The organism is Vibrio phycocola, from assembly GCF_054404255.1.
In genome coordinates, this window is record NZ_JBTAMQ010000025.1 from 1 (window position 1) to 19,103 (window position 19,103).

20 protein-coding genes are annotated in these 19,103 nt (G+C 41.9%); 3 read left to right on the forward strand and 17 right to left on the reverse strand.

Annotation, left to right across the window (positions count from 1 at the left end; genetic code table 11):
* Positions 1-200: 200 nt before the first annotated feature.
* The 8 genes from fusA to fkpA all read right to left on the reverse strand — a co-directional run bounded on the left by fusA (position 201) and on the right by fkpA (position 6,243).
* Positions 201-2,300, reverse strand: a complete 2,100-nt coding sequence (gene fusA / locus ACXJY6_RS19500; RefSeq protein WP_456053049.1) for an elongation factor G — start codon at positions 2,298-2,300, stop codon at positions 201-203.
* Positions 2,301-2,384: 84 nt separating this feature from the next.
* Positions 2,385-2,855, reverse strand: coding sequence for a 30S ribosomal protein S7 (rpsG, locus tag ACXJY6_RS19505; protein WP_456053050.1), 471 nt, complete (start codon positions 2,853-2,855; stop codon positions 2,385-2,387).
* 105 nt (positions 2,856-2,960) lie between these two features.
* The gene (gene rpsL / locus ACXJY6_RS19510; RefSeq protein ID WP_456053051.1) at positions 2,961-3,335 is read right to left on the reverse strand and encodes a 30S ribosomal protein S12; all 375 of its coding nucleotides are present in this window, start codon (positions 3,333-3,335) and stop codon (positions 2,961-2,963) included.
* 171 nt (positions 3,336-3,506) lie between these two features.
* Positions 3,507-3,785: a sulfurtransferase complex subunit TusB gene (tusB, locus tag ACXJY6_RS19515; protein WP_458769357.1), complete on the reverse strand. Its 279-nt coding sequence runs from the start codon at positions 3,783-3,785 to the stop codon at positions 3,507-3,509.
* Between the two features lie 14 nt (positions 3,786-3,799).
* Positions 3,800-4,156, reverse strand: a complete 357-nt coding sequence (tusC, locus tag ACXJY6_RS19520) for a sulfurtransferase complex subunit TusC (protein ID WP_458769358.1) — start codon at positions 4,154-4,156, stop codon at positions 3,800-3,802.
* Positions 4,153-4,545, reverse strand: coding sequence for a sulfurtransferase complex subunit TusD (gene tusD / locus ACXJY6_RS19525; RefSeq protein ID WP_456053054.1), 393 nt, complete (start codon positions 4,543-4,545; stop codon positions 4,153-4,155). The genes tusC and tusD overlap by 4 nt, the downstream gene beginning before the upstream one ends.
* Before the next feature lie 2 nt (positions 4,546-4,547).
* The gene (locus ACXJY6_RS19530; protein WP_456053055.1) at positions 4,548-5,261 is read right to left on the reverse strand and encodes a helix-turn-helix transcriptional regulator; all 714 of its coding nucleotides are present in this window, start codon (positions 5,259-5,261) and stop codon (positions 4,548-4,550) included.
* Positions 5,262-5,463: 202 nt separating this feature from the next.
* Positions 5,464-6,243 (reverse strand): FKBP-type peptidyl-prolyl cis-trans isomerase, encoded by a 780-nt coding sequence (gene fkpA, locus ACXJY6_RS19535; RefSeq protein ID WP_456053056.1) that lies wholly within the window; start codon positions 6,241-6,243, stop codon positions 5,464-5,466.
* 139 nt (positions 6,244-6,382) lie between these two features.
* Between fkpA and ACXJY6_RS19540 the strand changes: the two genes are divergently transcribed.
* Together ACXJY6_RS19540 and ACXJY6_RS19545 are read left to right on the forward strand one after the other, a co-directional pair.
* Complete coding sequence (locus ACXJY6_RS19540; protein ID WP_458769359.1) at positions 6,383-7,360, forward strand: WD40 repeat domain-containing protein; 978 nt, start codon at positions 6,383-6,385, stop codon at positions 7,358-7,360.
* An 8-nt stretch (positions 7,361-7,368) separates the two neighbouring features.
* On the forward strand, positions 7,369-7,596 hold the full coding sequence (locus tag ACXJY6_RS19545) for a SlyX family protein (RefSeq protein WP_456053066.1): 228 nt from the start codon (positions 7,369-7,371) through the stop codon (positions 7,594-7,596).
* 23 nt (positions 7,597-7,619) lie between these two features.
* On the opposite strand, the gene ACXJY6_RS19550 is transcribed toward ACXJY6_RS19545, so the two are convergent.
* From ACXJY6_RS19550 to tsaE, 9 genes are all read right to left on the reverse strand, one after another.
* A complete protein-coding gene (locus ACXJY6_RS19550; RefSeq protein ID WP_456053058.1) occupies positions 7,620-7,808 on the reverse strand; it encodes a DUF2065 domain-containing protein in 189 nt (62 codons plus the stop codon).
* An 83-nt stretch (positions 7,809-7,891) separates the two neighbouring features.
* Positions 7,892-8,875, reverse strand: coding sequence for a protease modulator HflC (gene hflC, locus ACXJY6_RS19555; RefSeq protein ID WP_456053059.1), 984 nt, complete (start codon positions 8,873-8,875; stop codon positions 7,892-7,894).
* A 2-nt stretch (positions 8,876-8,877) separates the two neighbouring features.
* Complete coding sequence (gene hflK / locus ACXJY6_RS19560) at positions 8,878-10,074, reverse strand: FtsH protease activity modulator HflK (RefSeq protein ID WP_456053060.1); 1,197 nt, start codon at positions 10,072-10,074, stop codon at positions 8,878-8,880.
* Between the two features lie 45 nt (positions 10,075-10,119).
* Complete coding sequence (hflX, locus tag ACXJY6_RS19565; RefSeq protein WP_458769360.1) at positions 10,120-11,409, reverse strand: ribosome rescue GTPase HflX; 1,290 nt, start codon at positions 11,407-11,409, stop codon at positions 10,120-10,122.
* A gap of 47 nt (positions 11,410-11,456) precedes the next feature.
* Complete coding sequence (gene hfq, locus ACXJY6_RS19570; protein WP_456053062.1) at positions 11,457-11,714, reverse strand: RNA chaperone Hfq; 258 nt, start codon at positions 11,712-11,714, stop codon at positions 11,457-11,459.
* 192 nt (positions 11,715-11,906) lie between these two features.
* Positions 11,907-12,839 (reverse strand): tRNA (adenosine(37)-N6)-dimethylallyltransferase MiaA, encoded by a 933-nt coding sequence (gene miaA, locus ACXJY6_RS19575; protein ID WP_458769361.1) that lies wholly within the window; start codon positions 12,837-12,839, stop codon positions 11,907-11,909.
* On the reverse strand, positions 12,836-14,761 hold the full coding sequence (gene mutL, locus ACXJY6_RS19580; RefSeq protein WP_458769363.1) for a DNA mismatch repair endonuclease MutL: 1,926 nt from the start codon (positions 14,759-14,761) through the stop codon (positions 12,836-12,838). The genes miaA and mutL overlap by 4 nt, the downstream gene beginning before the upstream one ends.
* Positions 14,762-14,764: 3 nt before the next feature.
* On the reverse strand, positions 14,765-16,726 hold the full coding sequence (locus tag ACXJY6_RS19585; RefSeq protein WP_458769362.1) for a LysM peptidoglycan-binding domain-containing protein: 1,962 nt from the start codon (positions 16,724-16,726) through the stop codon (positions 14,765-14,767).
* On the reverse strand, positions 16,723-17,184 hold the full coding sequence (tsaE, locus tag ACXJY6_RS19590; RefSeq protein WP_456053065.1) for a tRNA (adenosine(37)-N6)-threonylcarbamoyltransferase complex ATPase subunit type 1 TsaE: 462 nt from the start codon (positions 17,182-17,184) through the stop codon (positions 16,723-16,725). Before tsaE ends, ACXJY6_RS19585 begins: the two co-directional genes overlap by 4 nt.
* Before the next feature lie 208 nt (positions 17,185-17,392).
* Between tsaE and queG the strand changes: the two genes are divergently transcribed.
* Positions 17,393-18,505 (forward strand): tRNA epoxyqueuosine(34) reductase QueG, encoded by a 1,113-nt coding sequence (gene queG / locus ACXJY6_RS19595; protein ID WP_458769364.1) that lies wholly within the window; start codon positions 17,393-17,395, stop codon positions 18,503-18,505.
* Positions 18,506-19,103 lie beyond the last annotated feature (598 nt).

The window sequence follows — 19,103 nt, forward strand, 5'->3', positions numbered from 1 at the left end:
TGTTTTACCGTGGTCAACGTGGCCGATAGTACCAACGTTTACGTGCGGTTTCGTACGTTCAAATTTTTCTTTAGACACGATCGTGTTCCTTCCTAGTTAAGATTCACCCCAAGTAACGTTTATCTTGAGGAGCTCCAGAAATTGCTATTTTATGCGTCAACTTCCGTTAGCGCAATAGATTCATTGTTAATCGATAACAACTAAGTGCGCTCTGCAATAATTGCATTGGCAACATTCTTTGGTACTTCAGCGTATTCAACAAACTCCATAGAGTAAGAAGCACGCCCTTGAGTAGCAGAACGCAACGCAGTTGCATAACCAAACATTTCCGATAATGGGACTTTAGAATGAATGATTTTTAAGCCAGCTAGCCCCTCATCCATACCTTCAATCATGCCGCGACGACGGTTTAAATCGCCAACAACATCACCCATCCAATCTTCCGGTGTGGTTACTTCAACTTTCATTAGCGGTTCAAGAACAACGGGTTGAGCATCCATAACCCCTTTCTTAAACGCCATTGATGCCGCTATTTTAAACGCTACTTCACTTGAGTCAACATCGTGGAATGAACCATCGTATAAAGTGACCTTAATATCCACAATTGGATAGCCAGCTAATACACCATTGTTCATTTGCTCTTCGATACCTTTCGCTATCGGAGCAATATATTCTTGAGGAATAACTCCACCAACGCTTTCGTCAATAAAGATTAAACCATCTCCTACTTCTGCAGGTTCAAGTTTAAGCCAAACGTGACCATATTGACCTTTTCCACCAACGGGTTGGCGAATGAATTTACCTTCAGCGTTTGATGTACCAAGAATATTTTCACGGTACGAAACTTGAGGGTTACCAACATTACAGTCAACGCTGAACTCACGCTTCATTCGGTCAACAATGATATCTAGGTGTAGTTCACCCATTCCAGAAATCAAGGTTTGACCTGTTTCATCATCCGTTTCTACATGGAAAGATGGATCTTCCATTGCTAATTTACCTAGTGCAATGGCCATTTTATCCTGATCAGCTTGTGAGCGAGGCTCAACAACGATCTGTATTACGGGATCAGGAAACTCCATACGTTCAAGAATCACTTTGTGGTTCTGATCGCACAACGTATCCCCCGTAGTGACATCTTTTAGGCCTACAGCCGCTGCAATATCACCCGCTCGGATTTCTTTTACTTCATCACGCTTATTGGCATGCATTTGTACAATGCGGCCCAAACGTTCTCTTTTTTCCTTCACCGAGTTATAAACGGTATCACCAGTGCTAATGACACCTGAATACACTCGAAGAAACGTTAATGTTCCAACAAATGGGTCTGTCGCAATTTTAAACGCTAAAGAAGCAAACGGTTCTTTGTCATCGGCATGACGCTCCACTTCCTTGTCCGCATGACCGATTCCCTTAATTGCAGGTACGTCAGTTGGAGATGGAAGGTATTCAATCACAGCATCAAGTACCGCTTGTACTCCTTTGTTCTTAAATGCACTACCGCAAGTAGCGAGAACTATCTCATTATTCAGAGTACGGATACGAAGACCGAGTTTAACTTCTTCTTCAGATAATTCACCTTCTTCAAGGTATTTATCCATCAATTCTTCATTCGCTTCAGCTGCCGCTTCAACTAAGTTGTTGCGCCACTCTTCAGCTTCATCTTGCATATCTTCTGGAATATCTTCATAAGTGAAAGACATGCCTTGATCGGCTTCGTTCCAGTTGATTGCTTTCATCTTGATCAGGTCGATGACACCTTTGAAATCCTCTTCAGATCCAATATTGAGTTGAAGTGGCACAGGGTTAGCACCAAGACGATGTTTAATTTGATCGATTACACGCAGGTAGTCGGCACCAGTACGGTCCATTTTATTCACAAATACGAGTCTTGGAACTTGGTATTTGTCTGCTTGACGCCATACGGTTTCTGACTGAGGTTCTACACCAGAAGAACCACAAAATACAACAACAGCACCATCGAGCACGCGTAATGAACGTTCTACTTCAATCGTGAAGTCAACGTGTCCAGGAGTATCGATAATGTTGATGCGATGTTCCGGAAACTGAGTTTCCATGCCATGCCAGAATGTCGTGGTTGCAGCAGAGGTGATCGTTATTCCACGCTCTTGTTCCTGCTCCATCCAATCCATGGTCGCGGCACCATCGTGAACTTCGCCTATTTTGTGAGAAAGACCTGTATAAAACAGAATACGCTCAGTAGTGGTTGTCTTACCGGCATCTACATGAGCACAAATACCGATATTGCGGTAACGCTCGATAGGAGTTTTACGAGCCACGATTGTATCCTCTTACTAAGGTGAACCTTAGAATAGCAAAGTGCTGCGAGAAGACTCGCAGCACTAAAGGTATTACCGACGTTATTACCAGCGGTAATGTGCGAACGCTTTGTTCGCGTCAGCCATACGGTGAACGTCTTCACGTTTCTTAACCGCAGAACCTTTGTTTTCTGCTGCATCTAACATTTCTGCTGCTAGACGTGCAGCCATAGATTTTTCACCACGCTTACGCGCAGCATCAACCAACCAACGCATAGCAAGTGCGTTACGACGAATCGGACGTACTTCTACAGGTACTTGGTAAGTTGAACCACCCACACGACGAGATTTAACTTCGACACCAGGGCGAACATTTTCAAGAGCTTGTTCAAATACAGCTAAGTGATCTTGGCCAGATTTCTCAGCCATAGCTTCTAGTGCAGTGTATACAATTTTCTCTGCAGTAGATTTTTTTCCGTCAACCATAAGGATGTTAACGAATTTTGCCAGCAGTTCAGATTTGAACTTAGGATCTGGAAGGATCTTGCGCTGACTAATGACGCGACGACGTGGCATAGTTATTCTCCGTTGTCTTCTTCAGGTTATCCAAAACTCTAAAGTTTCTTCAAATTAATAATTTAATTAAATGTTTGGCCTTACTTAACTTTCAACAGAGAAATATTAAGACTTAGGACGCTTCACACCATACTTAGAACGAGACTGTTTACGATTGTTTACGCCAGAACAGTCTAGTGCACCACGTACTGTGTGGTAACGTACACCCGGAAGGTCTTTAACACGACCACCACGGATAAGAACAACTGAGTGCTCTTGAAGGTTGTGACCTTCACCACCGATGTACGAAGTAACTTCGAAACCGTTTGTCAAACGAACACGACAAACTTTACGAAGTGCTGAGTTAGGTTTTTTAGGTGTTGTCGTGTAAACACGAGTACAAACACCACGTTTTTGTGGGCACGCTTCCAGTGCAGGCACGTTGGTTTTAACAACTTGCTTTACACGTGGCTTACGAACCAACTGGTTAATAGTTGCCATTAAATAGCTCCTGATTTACTTAAAATAAGCTTTGTGAAAAATCTATACCTATGTATTTTCATACAAATAGGGACGCAAAATTCTATGCATCAGTGGGAGATGTGTCAAGGAATAAACTGATCTTTTTTCGATCAGTTTCTAACCATTAGTTAAACCTCTGAAAATATAGGTTTATTCCCAGGTTAACGAAGAGTGATGACGTACAGTTAGCTCGACGAATTCAGCATAATTAACCTGCGCAATGCTCTGGCTGATGAGGTTGGCTAACCCCCTTGCATGAACATCCGGTCTCAGAGCAGTAACGTCACTCAAGCTCGTAAGAAGAGAATACAAATGGTGGTTAGGGTTTGTAAGATAAACCGAGTCTTCAATTAAAAGCACGGTATCACCAAGCTCAATACTTGATAGAAGTTCGTGAATAGCTTGCTGACTTTTTACAATGTGGAGCATGAAAACACCATTAACTAAAACGAAAGAAGTTTGGCACTTTCGTGCAATCGCTGCGATATAGCTTGTCGTTCAAGAACTTCAACTTCAATAATCAATTGGTCGACGGTCAATCCCATATTTTTCATAGATTCACCACATACATAAATCCGCTCAACATCATAAAGCTCGAGAAGCTTAAACATTGGCGCATAATGTTTACTCAGAATATCATCGGTTTCTTGCCCCGCGAGCAATTGAGCGACACCATCACCAATAAATATCGCGCATAAGTCTTCACTATAAGCCGAAGCTGCTAATAAAGCATCGATACCTTCACGACCAGCACTCGTTGAATGAGGAGATGTGCGAAATAGGAATGTTACTGAACTCAAAACTGCACCACTCTATCTTGCGTTAATAGAGCTTGCGCTAAACTCCCTAACCCGGCCTGAGTAAAAGACGCGGAAAGATTATCCCCTTTCAACTGGTGTTGTGTTGCTTCGCTTTCACTCAGCATTCCACGCCGTAACGATGCGGCCACGCATGTCTCAAGTTGGATATTATGTAATGCACCGAGTTCCTGCCATGCTGTCGCTAAGTCAAACTCATCATTCGCAGGAACACTTAACCGAGTTCCATTGGTCACGCCAGCTTGATAAAAGAACACACTCACTAATTGATGCCCTTTTTCAATTAATGCCTGAGCAAATTGAAAAGCACTACGTGATGCTTGAGTCCCATATATCGGGCCGTTAACCACCAATGTATACCGTAATGCCACGTTTACTCTTCTACTTTGCGTTGGCGGATGTAAAGATAAACAGTGTGCTTAGAGATATTTAAGCGATCGGCAACACGGTTAATCGCATCTTTAATATCAAAGATACCTTTATCAAACAGCGCCATAACAATTTGACGATTCTTAGTATTATTCGAAACCGATTTATCAGCATTAATTTCTTCAATGGTTCGTTCGACGGTTTGATCAACCAATTCTTCGACGTCACTAGCAAAATTCACCGACGATGCCGCTTCTTGGGCCTCTGGCGTTGGCATAAATGAGCTTAGTACATCGGAGAACGGCGCATCTAAATTCACATTAATACACAATAAGCCAATAACTCGGTTGTCCCCATTACGGATTGCAATAGTAATGGATTTCATCAACACTCCACCCTTAGCTCGGGTGAAATATGAACGAGAAAAATTACGTTCTGAATCTTCAATATCTTGAAGCATTTTTAACGCCAAATCTGTAATTGGAGAACCAACCTGACGTCCAGTATTCTCACCATTTGCAATTTTAATCGCTGAAGTATTGAGATCTTCTAATGAATGTAGAACGATTTCACAAAACGAACCAATCAGACTGGCAATACCATCAACTACTGCTTCATAGGAATGAAGAATAATTTTATCGTGCTCGCTAAATGGTTTCACATGGACAGATTCCAATTCAAGCAGCATTTCTGCATTTAGCATTTCTGTTGTAGTCACTGTCGTCCAACCTTATGCAAGTTATCAAATAATTACTGTAAGTTTATCAGAAAATTTTAAAGTTATGAGCAGCAATATTGTCATCAAGTGACTTAGAACAAATTCCCAACTCAATTTAATCGGATTAAATACAAAAAAAGCCTGATAGACTCAGGCTTTTTTGAAGATAAGCATAATAAATCTTACGCTAATTTAAATTTGCTTACTCTGCTGAAGTAGGTTGTGCTTCCGGTTTTACGACTTTAAGCAATTCAACTTCAAATATTAACGTTGAATGCGGTGGAATCGTACCCGTATCATTTTCTCCGTAAGCCAACTCTGGTGGAATGACAAATTCAAACTTAGAGCCTTCTTTCATTAGTTGAACACCTTCTGTCCAACCAGGAATCACGCGATCCAGAGGGAAGGTCGCTGACTCATTACGATCGTAAGAGCTGTCAAATTGGGTACCGTCAATCAACGTTCCTTTATAGTGAACTTCAACTGTATCGCTCGCTTCTGGTGAAGCCCCAGTACCTTCTGTTAGAACTTGATATAAAATTCCAGATTCTGTCTGAGTTACCCCATCTTTCTTTGCATACTCTGCGCGGAATTCATCACCCGCTTTTTTCGCGGCTGCTGCTTTCTCTTCAACTTGAGCGGTCGCTAATTCATTCACGCGAGTATCGAAATCTTGTAGAGCTGTTTGAATCTCTTCTTCTGTCAATGAAGACTTTTCAGCAAATGCATCCTCAATCCCTTTCAACACTAGTTCTTTGCTTAAATCAACACCAAATTCTTTAGGTTTATCTAAACTAGTGCCCAAGTAATTTGCAAAAGAAACACCAATTGCATAAGCCACTTTTTCATCATCATTTTTGAATTCAACAGTTTTAGCTGCTTCAACCGCTGGAGCTTCTGCAGGGGCAGCCGCTTCTTCCTGACATCCCGCCATTAACGCAATTGTTGCTGCTAGTAGCGACACTTTAAACATTGATTTCATTTATTTCTCCAGAATGGGTAGGAAAACCTACCGTTATTTCGCACAATTCATCAACAAGAATTGGCGCGCAATAGATTGTTATACCAATATAACCTTATGTGATTCGTTTGTCTTTAGACTCAAGTGGATATCTAAACCGATGCTTACATTTTCTCGTTACCTAATAATATCCGTTGTCAGTGCTATGTTAAATGGCTGTTTTTTATCGGCGACCCCAGATCAGACATGGTCGATAACTCCATCTGGTGCGACCGCTTTTGGCTTGAGTCGTGATGCTCGGTTCGCGATTACATTTTCCCAAGAACAACAACTTCGCCTTTGGGATTTGGTAAAAAATAAAGAATTAGCAAACCTAGGAGCTTTAGATCAGGAATCGAGTCCAGTTCAACATATTCGTATCTCAGATAATAAACGCTACGCCATTACTGCCGGAACCAACAATTTTGCAGTTTGGGATCTTGCATGGTCTCAAGCTACAGGGCTTTGGTCCGTTGCAGACGGAACGATTCGTGATATCGATATTTCTAGTGATGGCGAACAAGTTCTTATGGGTTTATCCAATGGTAAAGCCATTTATCTAGATTTAGTCAATGGGCGTCGCTTAGAGTTCCTCGCCCATCAAGAAAAAGTGAATACTGTAGCGCTTTCCGCCAACGGCCGTTATGCCTTAACTGGCGGAAATGACTATTTTGCTTATTTATGGGACACTCAAACAGGTCAGGTTGTCCGCAGTTATGAGCATGAACAACGCGTGGTTAGAGTTGCCCTCCAGAGAAAGGGAAAATTAGCATTTACTTCCGATGGCGGTAATCAAGCCAAAATTTGGGATATTAGTCGTGGTGAAGAATTATCGCAGCTCAATAGTTTTGCTCGCCAACTTATTTTTTCAACAGCACGCTTTTCTGATGATGGTAAGTATCTTGTTACCGGTACACCATCAAGCAAGGTCACCATTTGGCAAGTACAATCCGGTAATAAATTGGACAGTTTCGAGGCAACACCAACAAAAGATACTCGTCCTCCACGCGCAGTCGTGTATGATGCTGCTTTCGATAATGACGGCCGAGTCATTTCAGCAACCTCTGCAGGAATTGCCGAGGCTTGGAAATTTGAATGAGTAATCCCATGACAGATAACGAAGATAAAAAACTAGAAGTAAAAGTTAATGACTTGGAATGTCAGATCGCTTTCCAGGAACAAACTATTGAAGAACTCAATGATGCTTTAAGCCAGCAGCAGCTTCAATTGAGTAAGATACAAGAACAGATGGTATTTATGGTCAGTAAAATAAAATCATTAAACACGAGTAACCTTGCTGATCCATCAGAAGAAACACCGCCTCCGCATTATTAAGTGATTAGTAGCAATCATAAAAATTAATGTAGAAAAACATAACTAATAACCACGCCAGCAACAACTAAACACCCTCCGAGCCTGCGTAAGTCATGATCTTGCTGATGACTGAGCTGCTGCATCATTTTTCGCCAACCTGACGGTGCTAATAGCGGCCCTAAACCCTCTACAATCAGTACAAAGCCGATTGCGATCCAAACTGATTGTGACATGAGCATTTCCTAAAAGTGGGTTTAATTGTAACTAGCAAAACAAAAAAGGCTCCCGAAGGAGCCTTTCGTCATAACCAGAATGTCTATTTTTCGCTAGAGCCTTGTGCGTCATTCATATATTTGAAGAACTCACTATTAGGATCCAACACCAAAATGTCACTCTTACTACTAAACGATTTCTCGTACGCTTTTAGTGAACGTAAGAAACTAAAGAACTCAGGATCTTTATTATACTCACTCGTATAAATCTTAGCCGCTTCTGCATCCGCATCACCACGAGTAACTCGAGCGATTCTATCTGCTTCAGCCAAGATAGTTGCGACCTCAAGTTCCGCTTGAGCTCGGATGATTTCAGCTTTCTCACGACCTTGAGAACGGTGCTTACTTGCAACAGATTTACGCTCAGCTCTCATACGTTGGTAAATCGACTCACTGATTTCATCAGGTAAGTTAATTTTTTTCATACGAAAATCAACAACGTAAACACCCAAATCTTTCATCGCGCTGGTACGAGTACTCTTAAGTACTTCTTCCATAACTTGATCGCGTTCACCATCGATTTCTAACGCTTCTCTCGCTGCTTCCGTTGTCAATTCATCAACATCAGTACCAGTCGGTAGAACCGCCTTGTTACGAGGGCCTGAAACGATTTGCTTAATTTCACGAGCACCAATTTCTGAACGTAGAACATCTGTCACTTTACGTTCTAAAAGCGCTTGAGCGGTTAACGAGTTACCACCACCAGTCGAAAGATAGTATTGACCAAAGTCTTCGATACGCCATTTAACGTATGAATCGATGATGACATCTTTTTTCTCTGAGGTAACGAAACGGTCTGAACGCCCGTCCATCGTTTGAATTCGAGCGTCAAGACGCTTAACTCGATCGAATATCGGCATCTTAAAATGCAAACCTGGTTCATAAATATGAGCCATGTCGCTGTTCGGATCTTTAAGTAATCGACCAAAACGAACCACCATTCCGCGCTCCCCTTCAGGAATAACGAACAGTGACATCAAAATAATAATCAACCCAATCGCAATCACAGGGACAAATAACTTACGCATTCTTAGTATCTCCCTTGACGTGTTGTTGAACGAGATGAAACATCAGTACCGTTGCTCACATTGGTATTTAATTCCGATTCTAATTCAATATGATCGTATAGTGGTGACGACTTCAAATCACGCTGCGTCGGTGTTCCACCTAGCTGCCCAGCCAATTTGTCGACTGGTAAGTAAAGAAGGTTGCCACTGGATTTCGAATCGATCAAAACCTTAGATGAACTAGAATAAACTTGTTCCATAGTATCCAAATATAAACGATCACGAGTTACACCTGGTGCAGCTTTATATTCAGGAAGTAACTTAGCAAACTGAGATACTTGACCTAATGCTTCATTGCGAACACGTTCGCTATAACCATGCGCTTCTTTCTTCAAACGTTCAGCACGACCTGTTGCTTTAGGCAAGATTTCATTTTCATAAGCTTCTGCTTCACGAACAAAACGTTCTTCATCTTCTCGTGCAGCGATAGCATCATCAAATGCATCTTTTACTTGCTCAGGCGGACGAGCTGATTGGAAGTTAACATCAACGAGTACTAACCCCATATCGTATTTATCGATGATAGAATCTAACGTTTCTTGTGTACTTTGACGAATCTGTTGACGACCACTTGTCAGAATACTGTCCATCAACGAATCACCGATAACGGCACGCAACGCTGAATCAGTTGCTTGACGTAAACTGTCATCAGCATTCGTTACTTGGAAAAGGTATTTGTAAGGATCAGAAACACGGTATTGCACGTCCATTCCAACCGTTACAACGTTTTCATCTTTGGTCAACATGAGTCCAGTCGCACGTAAAGAACGAATCGATTCTACATCCACTGATGTCACTTCGTCGAAAAAACGAGGACGCCAGTTTAGACCAGGCTCTACCACTCGGTCATATTTACCTAGACGAAGCACAACGCCACGCTCTGCTTCACCAACAGTATAGAAACCGGAAAAGAACCAAATAGCGACGGCAATTGCAGCTACGACACCAAAGCCGATAGCACTGCCACCTGAAAACGAAGGTCCACTTCCACCTTTCTTGCCAAATTTACCACCCAATTTCTGACTTAATTTGTTAAATACTTCATCCAAATCAGGTGGACCTTGATCTCGACCACCACGTCCATCTTTATTACCCCAAGGGTCTTTTTCTGGTCCGTTGTTGTCGTTGTTACCGTTATTACCAGGCTCATTCCACGCCATCAGTAATCTCCATCATTTGCTATGACGTTCTAATTTAGCAGTCCTTTAAGCAACTATAAAGTCACGAAAAACTACGCTCTCTCTTTTCTCTAGTTTATACCAATCTGATTCCTGCATACGAATATTAATTAACAAATTACCTTCGTCGTCATATTCTTCCTGCTGAATTGCCATTGATTGGTAAAATAAACTACGAAGTCGACCTTGATACTCAGGAGGAATTCGTAATTGATGTTCTACAATTTGTACCGCAAGACGCTTAGATAAAGCTTGGAATAATTCTTCCATGCCCAGGCCTTGCATTGCTGACACCCATACACAAACTGGAACCCCTTCATCATCATATTCCACTCGAGGTTCCTGATGATCCATGCTGTCAATTTTATTCATCACCAACAAGACGGGAACATCACCGGCGTCAATCTCAGACAATACCGTATCTACAGCGTCCATATTCTCACGAAAACGCTCATCACTGGCATCAACAACATGTAACAAAATGTCAGCTTCTTGAGTTTCTTGTAACGTTGCCTTAAATGCGGCAACTAAATCATGGGGAAGATGACGAATAAATCCAACAGTATCTGCAAGTATCGCTAGTCCAACATCTTCCAGCTCAATTTTTCGTAAAGTCGGATCGAGTGTCGCAAACAGTTGATCCGCGGCATAAACGTTGGCATCAGTGATTTGATTAAATAGTGTAGATTTCCCTGCGTTAGTATAGCCCACCAAGGAAATGGTGGGTATTTCCGCTCGATTTCGCGCTCGTCGTCCTTGTTCACGCTGCTTCGATACTTTTGCAAGTCGACGCAGTATCGCTTTGATACGATCCCGCAACAAACGACGGTCTGTCTCGAGCTGAGTTTCACCAGGCCCACGTAGACCGATTCCACCTTTTTGCCTCTCTAAGTGCGTCCAGCCCCGAATTAATCGCGTTGAAAGATGCCTTAATTGAGCAAGCTCGACTTGAAGTTTACCTTCATAAGTACGCGCTCGCTGAGCAAAAATATCCAGAATAAGTCCAGTACGATCAATCACTCGACATTCACATAATTGTTCTAAATTACGCTCTTGAGCGGGTGAAAGTGCGTGGTTAAATATAACCACATCGGCTTCAGAATAACGAACTGCTTGGGCAATTTCTTGAGCTTTGCCTTCACCAACATAATATTTAGAATGTGGTGCTTGACGACTGCCCGTAACAACTTGCAACGTTTCAACACCCGCAGAAGAGACAAGCATCTGACACTCTGCCAGATCGTCCCATTCACATTCTTGCGTAAAATTTATATGAACAAGTATGGCTCGTTCACCGGCTTCATAACGGTCAAACAAGCAACCAACTCCTCAATATCATACGTTTAATACTTATATGCAAAAACTTAATCTTCTGATTTCTCTGTACGCTCTTGCGGGCGATCGGCTGTATGATGACTAACCGCACGAGCAGGCACAACGGTAGAAATCGCATGCTTATAAACCATTTGGCTCACAGTATTCTTCAAAAGGATCACAAATTGATCAAAAGATTCGATTTGCCCTTGAAGCTTAATACCGTTCACAAGGTAAATTGAAACAGGAATGCGCTCACGACGTAGTGCATTCAAGAATGGGTCTTGTAAAGATTGTCCTTTAGCCATTTTTATTTTCCTTATTTTGTATTTTTAATAATTTATTTAGCTATTGGTGCTTTGAGTTTAGTTCGTATTTGCAACTATACAACACGAGTTAAAACTACCCTAATGTTGTATAAAAAATTAACAACGGGGTAAAAAAATGAAAGAACTCCTACGAAATTCCTAACTTAAGCAATGCTATTATACACAGCCATCTCAGTTGGAGGCTATTGTTTTTGACACTAATTCAAATGCCTGATCGATATCCTCGCTATCGAGCCACATCAACTCATCCCAGCCTCTTAGCCATGTAATTTGGCGTTTGGCCAACTGGCGAGTGGCACACACACCGCGAAAAACAGCATCTTCTAAAGTAGTCGTTCCATCTAGATAATCCCACACTTGGCGATATCCAACACAGCGAATAGAAGGTAAATCTGGGTGAAGATCACCTCGATTGTGAAGATCCTTCACTTCATTCACAAATCCAGACTCAATCATACGGTTAAATCGCAGTTCAATACGACGATGTAACTCTTTACGATCGTTGGGAGCAATCGCAAACTGTTCGACTCGATAAGGGAGCCCCTCGCCTTTCACTTGAGTTAACTCAGTAAGAGTTTTACCCGAAATTCGATAAACTTCCAATGCACGCGTTAACCTTTGCGGATCATTTGGGTGTATTCTCTTTGCCGAAATAGGATCAATTTCCGCTAATGCATCATGCAAATATTGCCACCCATGAGTTAACGCTTCTTCCTCAATCTGTTGTCTAATCGTCGCATCAGCGCTAGGTAAAGGTGAAAGGCCTTCCAATAGCGCTTTGTAGTACAACATCGTTCCACCAACAAGCAATGGAATCCGCCCTTTTGCAACAATCTCTTCCATCTCTTTCAAGGCGTCTCGCCGGAAGTCTGCCGCTGAATAAGCTTCGGTAGGATCAAGAATATTAATTAACCGATGCGGTGCTAAATCCAACTCTTTCTGACTTGGCTTCGCAGTACCAATATCCATTCCTTTATAGATAAGCGCGGAATCAACACTAATAATGTCTACGGGGAACGCCTGTCGCAGCCGGATCGCCAAATCCGTTTTTCCTGAAGCGGTAGGGCCCATCAAAAAAATGGCAAGTGGTAATGGTTTAGTCATGAATGTAATGCCGTTATGGTCGATGAAAAATCAACTTGTCGAATAAGCTTAAGATCATCCAATGGTAATAGACCCTCCCAAAGCTGTTCAAGTTCCGCAATAAGTTGAATGGCTTCTGATAAAGTATACGTGCTTTGTTCAGCAACAATATGATTTGTCAGCCAATCCGCCAACAAATCGATATGTTGCTCCGACTGAGTAAGCACCTGAGAAGCCGCGTAGGAGATCAGGTTTGGTAACAGCTTTTGTAAATTTTGTTGGCGTAATGGCTGAGGAACACTCATCACCATCACTTTTCGATTTGGTCGCAACGTTATCTCAATACCTAAGTGAGAACATGACTCTATAAGCTGATCAAAAACCTTCCGTTCTTCCTCAGTAACCGTAAAGGTCAATGGAATAAGCAAAGGCTGAGACAGAAGATCCTGTTTGGTTGAATCTAGTTGCTTCCTTATCCTTAGCCATTGAGCTCGATGAAGGGAAATCAAGCAAGGGTTCGGGGTCGATTGAACGAGTAAAAAACAATCCTCGACGATAGTCACCGCTTTTCCAATCTCGGTAATTGGTGCACTACCTCCGCAAGGTTCGTGATTCGCAGCCCTAGAGTTTGATCCAGTCGAAGGCAATACTAACGGCTTTGCAACTACGTCATCAACTTCAACTTCAGTCTGCATCAATGCCTTATAGGCTCTCACTTGTTTCTGGCTTGGTGCTTTTTCGGGTTGATAGCGGTACTGATTTTTATCTTTTAGCTCTGGCGAGCGAGGCTTGCGGTTTCCCTCTGCGATATGATCAGCAAATTCACGCTTAGCTTGTCGAGGGTAAGTCGGCGTATTGTCTAACTCTGTCGTTGGTTGAGATGATGATACGTCGTCGTTTGAGTAGTGAAATGCCGCCTCATTCTGAGCGGGTTGCTCGATATACTCAGCTTCCGCTAGCGCACTCGTTAATGCTTGATAAATAAAATCGTGAACAAGTCTCGCCTGGTGGAATCGCACTTCGTGTTTTGCTGGGTGTACATTAACATCGACGTGATGAGGATCGATCTCAATATAAATCACGTATGCCGGATACTGGTCGGGACGAAGGCTATTTTCGTAACTTTGACGAATCGCGTGATTGATGAGTTTATCTTTCATCATTCGCCCATTCACATAACAGTATTGCCAATCGCTCTGCTGGCGAGCTCCGTGAGGATCAACAATCCAACCATGTAACTTTAACCCTTGGTGTTCGAGCTCGACTTTGAGCATATGACGAACAAATTGCGTACCACAAGCGGTTGCGATTCTCTTCTCGATTTGTGCATCAGTTGTACTTGCGCGATATTGCCGTACTACTGATCCGTTGTGGCGTAATGTAATCGACACATCAAATCGACTTAACGCAATTCGCTTTAACAACTCATCAATATGGCTGAATTCGGTTTTTTCAGTACGCAGGAACTTTCGGCGTGCCGGTGTGTTAAAGAACAGGTCGAGAACTTCAATGGTGGTACCGATAGGATGTGCCGTTGGTTTTAGGCTCACATCCATGTCACGACCTTCACAATACGCTAACCACGCTTGTTCTTGAGTAGGTGTTCTTGAAGTTAAAGTGAGTCTAGAGACTGAACTTATACTGGCAAGCGCTTCCCCACGAAATCCTAAACTAACGATGGCTTCCAGATCATCGAGCGTATGAATTTTCGAGGTTGCATGGCGACTTAATGCGAGTGTTAATTCATCTTTGGCGATTCCAGACCCGTTATCCCTAACACGTATCAGCTTTACACCACCTTTTTCGATATCAATATCGATACGTGTAGCACCAGAGTCGAGGCTATTTTCAACTAATTCTTTGACGACAGATGCGGGTCGCTCGACCACTTCACCTGCGGCTATTTGGTTTGCTAATCGAGCAGGTAATATCTGTATGGGCATCATTTATTTTTCCGGAATAAGTAGCACTTGGTCGACAAGTAATCGGTCAGTTCTGAGCTTATTCGTTGCTCGCAATGAATTCACACTGACATTAAATCGACTTGCGATTTTGCTAAGAAAGTCCCCACGGCGCACTTTATATTTTCGTAATGGTGCTGGTTTTGGTGGTGTGACAACGCCTTTATTTGTCGTTATTTTCAGCTTTTGGCCGACTTTCAGTACCGAAGACTTCAGCTTATTCTGTTGCTTAATCGACGCAACACTTACATCATAACGAGTCGCGAGTTGACCAAGGTACTCTCCAGGCTTAACCGAGTGGGTTACCACTTTAGTTGTTTTCACAGGTGCAATATTCACAGGCTTTTTCTGTGTAACTATCCTGCTTACTTTTGTGGTTATTTTTAGTTTTTGACCCACTTTTAATACTGACGATTTCAAGTTGTTCTGTTGTTTGATCGAGGTGACACTAACATTGTAACGAGTCGCAAGTTGACCAAGATATTCACCAGGCTTGACTGTGTGGATTATCACTTTAGTTTCAATGGCTTGACTATTTGGCGTCGATATAGAAGGAGATGATGTGCCACCAACAAGCAATACTTGCCCAACTCGTAACGTCGTTGACTTCAATTTGTTGGTTTCAAGTAATCGATCAACGCTCGTTCCGTAACGCTTAGCCACTATCGACAATGATTCACCCGATTTGACCACATGTTTTGTCGCTTTTTTACGTGCGGCAAACAACGTCCCTTCCGGTGGGTTATCATAAAAATATTGGACTATCGCCTTTGTCATTGAGTTGGCAAGTTTATCCTGATGAAGACGGCTAAAGAGTAACTTTTCTTCTTTTGGATTAGAGATAAACCCAGTTTCAACAAGAACTGAAGGAATATCAGGAGACTTAAGAACCGCTAGACTGGCATTTACCGGGCTCTTTTTATGCAAATATGCCACTTTCCCAATTTCCGACAAAATGTCTTTAGCTAATTTGTAACCTTCTTTTTGTGAATGGCTAAATTGAAGATCCAATAATGTTTGACTTACATTAGGGTCGCTATTGTTTTTAGCCAGAACCTGCCCCGCTCCGCCTAGTAACTCCGATTGGCGTTCATGATTTTCAACCCACTTAGATATTTCCGTATTCGCACGACGAGTATTCAATACAAATACTGAAGCCCCACGAGGTTGCGGTGTTTCAAATGCGTCAGCGTGAATGGAAACGAGTAAATGTGCTTTATTTTTTCGAGCAATATCTGATCGCTTATTTAACCGAACGAAGTAGTCCCCGGTCCGAGTTAATACCGCTTTCACGCCAGAAATTGCATTCAATTTGGCAGCAAGTTTCTTTGAAATAGCTAAAGTGGCATTTTTTTCGTAGTTTCCACCAGGGCCAATTGAGCCAGGATCTTCACCACCATGACCTGCATCAATAGCCACGATTACATCATCTTGTCCAATATACTGAGACGCATCTCTAGCGACACTGTTCGAATTAGTCGTATTGGTTGATGATACGGTGCTAGATACTTTATCGTTTGAGTTTTTGTTTGGGTGCGCGATATCAATCACTAAACGGTGCCCATACTCACCATTTGGTGTTGGAGCCAGCTTAAACACTTCGGTTTCAGCGGGTTTAGTTAAATCAAATACCAAACGGAGCGAAGTATCATCTTTTGGGGTGCTAAGGCGAATTTTTTTTAAAATCGGACTCTTAGCGGTATCAATTGGTAATTTAACTTTATTGGATATATCTAAAATATCGACGACTAAACGTTGTGGATTTGATAGCGAAAAATAACTGTAGTGAGATTCATTATTAAGGTCGATCACTACACGAGTTTCATCTGGCGCTGGCCATACTCGAACGCCTTTTAAAGTGTTTGCGCTCGCAGAAAAAGAAGGCATGCAAGCCAATATAAGAATGAACAGAGTAAAACTGGAGATTATTTGTTTAAAATGTTTCATAACGTCAACTGACACAATAAGACTTTCCCATAGGCACTGTGTGCGGTTAATTCAGCGACTCTCTGTTGGTCGCGGTAACGAATTATAATATCAAGATCTGGCAAAGGAAGAACGCCTTCCCCTTTTTCAGGCCATTCGACAATACAAATAGACTGGGGAGAAAAGTAATCACGAACACCCATAAATTCTAGCTCTTCAGGATCAGATAACCGATAAAGGTCGAAATGATACACTTCCCAAGACTCTAATTGATAAGGTTCAACTATAGTATAAGTTGGACTTTTAACATTGCCCTGATGACCTAACCTTCTAATAAAACCGCGACTAAAGGTAGTTTTTCCTGCCCCTAGATCGCCATAAAGATACAAGGTGGTACTTTGTGTACACAAACCAGCCAGTGCATTGCCTAATTCGATGGTGGCTTCTTCATCTTTAAGGAATATGGATTTACTGGTCATCAAATAAAACTCTCTACTACAAACTAAAGAGGCGAAATAGTAAACTGGGTTCGATCATCAGCACAAGCATTCTTGTACAAAGGCAAAGAAAATTTACAAATATTTATCTGTTATCGAGGATCATAAACGGCTTTACCTAGATCCTAGTATAAATATCCGATAATATTCGCACCCTTTTTTAATCCGAGAGCATTAAGATCGTCACATGATCAATTATCAGGAATTAGCAGACAAAATAAAGATTTGGGCTAAAGAACTCGGATTCGACAAAGTCGGGATCAGTGATATTGATTTAAACGAGCATGAAGCTGAATTACAACACTGGTTAGATTCAGGTTATCACGGCGAGATGGATTGGATGGCTCGTCACGGCATGATGCGTGCACGTCCCGGAGAGCTCCTGCCTGGCACTATTAGAGTGATTAGCGCACGAATGCAATACCTTCCACCTCAGGCCCGTTTTGCAAGTACACTTAATACTCCTACTCACGCCTATATCAGTCGTTATTCTTTGGGGCGTGATTACCACAAACTAGTTAGAAATCAGCTAAAAAAACTCGGAAATAAAATCCAAGAAGAATATTCCGAACTTAACTGTCGCCCATTCGTTGATTCTGCCCCCGTTTTGGAGCGTCCTTTAGCTCAACGTGCAGGATTGGGATGGACTGGGAAACACTCCTTGATACTCGACCAAGAAGCCGGATCTTGGTTTTTTCTTGGGGAGTTGATGGTAAATATTCCATTACCCATTGATGAACCAAGTACTAACCAATGTGGAAAGTGCACAGCATGCATTACATCTTGCCCTACGGGAGCTATCGTCGCAGAAGGTATCGTCGATTCAAGAAAGTGCATCTCTTATCTTACTATCGAATATTCGGGTTCAATTCCCGAGGAGTATCGTAAGGCGATAGGAAACCGCATTTACGGCTGTGATGATTGCCAACTAGTCTGTCCTTGGAATCGAGATGCTCCATTAACGAAGCAAGATGACTTTAAACGTCGCGCTATTTTTAATACACCGGATTTAGTCGATCTATTTATGTGGGATGAAGAGACGTTCTTAAACCAGTTACAAGGCTCGCCAATTCGCCGAATCGGCCATAATCAGTGGTTGCGCAATATTGCCATCGCAATCGGAAATGGGCCAAGTTCTGAACGTAGCATAAATGCGTTAAAACAAAGACTGGGAATAAACGAACTTATTGATGAACACATTCGCTGGGCACTCCATCAACTCCATGAAACGGAGAACAACAGAAATGGAAAACACCTCCGGCTAATTAGAATTATTGAGAAAGGCCTACCTAGAGATGCGTAGCTAAGAATGTGGCTGAAAAAGTGCTTTTTACTTCAATGTTATTACCAAAAACCAGCCGTGTGGACAAAGTACATAATAATGATAAAACACTGAGCCTTAAAAAAAGTTAGCCACATTAATAATTAAATATAAAGATCAAAGAACTATTGACAAACGATCCCGTTTAGATCTAGACAGAAATCATAAAAAATAAAAAATACCATAAAAAACAATGAGTTATTATTTTTTACGTGTTCAGATCAAAATTTAATTACCTGTACGATCTTTTGTTACGCAGATCACAAGTTATCTAAAATACAGATTATAAACAGAGTTATCCACAGATTTTTTTTGTGGATAACTCTGTTGATTACAAATATTACAAAAGCTCTATCCCTTTATCTATCAGGGGTGTGACGAATATGGATATAATAAGAACGTAATACAGTAACTCAATTAATAATTATTAATATGCGTTGAAGTAATACTGATTGAATATGAGGACAAAGAGCGTGAATATTCTGTTGAATTGTTTCTATAAGAAATTGGTTGCGGGAGCAGGATTTGAACCTACGACCTTCGGGTTATGAGCCCGACGAGCTACCAAGCTGCTCCATCC

What these genes read in the sequence shown, in the direction of transcription:
- rpsG (WP_456053050.1), bottom strand. Translation starts at nt 2,855, where the DNA reads ATGCCACGTCGTCGCGTCATTAGTCAGCGCAAGATCCTTCCAGATCCT.
- rpsL (WP_456053051.1), bottom strand. Translation starts at nt 3,335, where the DNA reads ATGGCAACTATTAACCAGTTGGTTCGTAAGCCACGTGTAAAGCAAGTT.
- tusB (WP_458769357.1), bottom strand. Translation starts at nt 3,785, where the DNA reads ATGCTCCACATTGTAAAAAGTCAGCAAGCTATTCACGAACTTCTATCA.
- fkpA (WP_456053056.1), bottom strand. Translation starts at nt 6,243, where the DNA reads ATGAAATCAATGTTTAAAGTGTCGCTACTAGCAGCAACAATTGCGTTA.
- ACXJY6_RS19540 (WP_458769359.1), top strand. Translation starts at nt 6,383, where the DNA reads ATGCTTACATTTTCTCGTTACCTAATAATATCCGTTGTCAGTGCTATG.
- ACXJY6_RS19545 (WP_456053066.1), top strand. Translation starts at nt 7,369, where the DNA reads ATGACAGATAACGAAGATAAAAAACTAGAAGTAAAAGTTAATGACTTG.
- ACXJY6_RS19550 (WP_456053058.1), bottom strand. Translation starts at nt 7,808, where the DNA reads ATGTCACAATCAGTTTGGATCGCAATCGGCTTTGTACTGATTGTAGAG.
- hflC (WP_456053059.1), bottom strand. Translation starts at nt 8,875, where the DNA reads ATGCGTAAGTTATTTGTCCCTGTGATTGCGATTGGGTTGATTATTATT.
- hflK (WP_456053060.1), bottom strand. Translation starts at nt 10,074, where the DNA reads ATGGCGTGGAATGAGCCTGGTAATAACGGTAACAACGACAACAACGGA.
- hfq (WP_456053062.1), bottom strand. Translation starts at nt 11,714, where the DNA reads ATGGCTAAAGGACAATCTTTACAAGACCCATTCTTGAATGCACTACGT.
- miaA (WP_458769361.1), bottom strand. Translation starts at nt 12,839, where the DNA reads ATGACTAAACCATTACCACTTGCCATTTTTTTGATGGGCCCTACCGCT.
- mutL (WP_458769363.1), bottom strand. Translation starts at nt 14,761, where the DNA reads ATGCCCATACAGATATTACCTGCTCGATTAGCAAACCAAATAGCCGCA.
- ACXJY6_RS19585 (WP_458769362.1), bottom strand. Translation starts at nt 16,726, where the DNA reads ATGAAACATTTTAAACAAATAATCTCCAGTTTTACTCTGTTCATTCTT.
- tsaE (WP_456053065.1), bottom strand. Translation starts at nt 17,184, where the DNA reads ATGACCAGTAAATCCATATTCCTTAAAGATGAAGAAGCCACCATCGAA.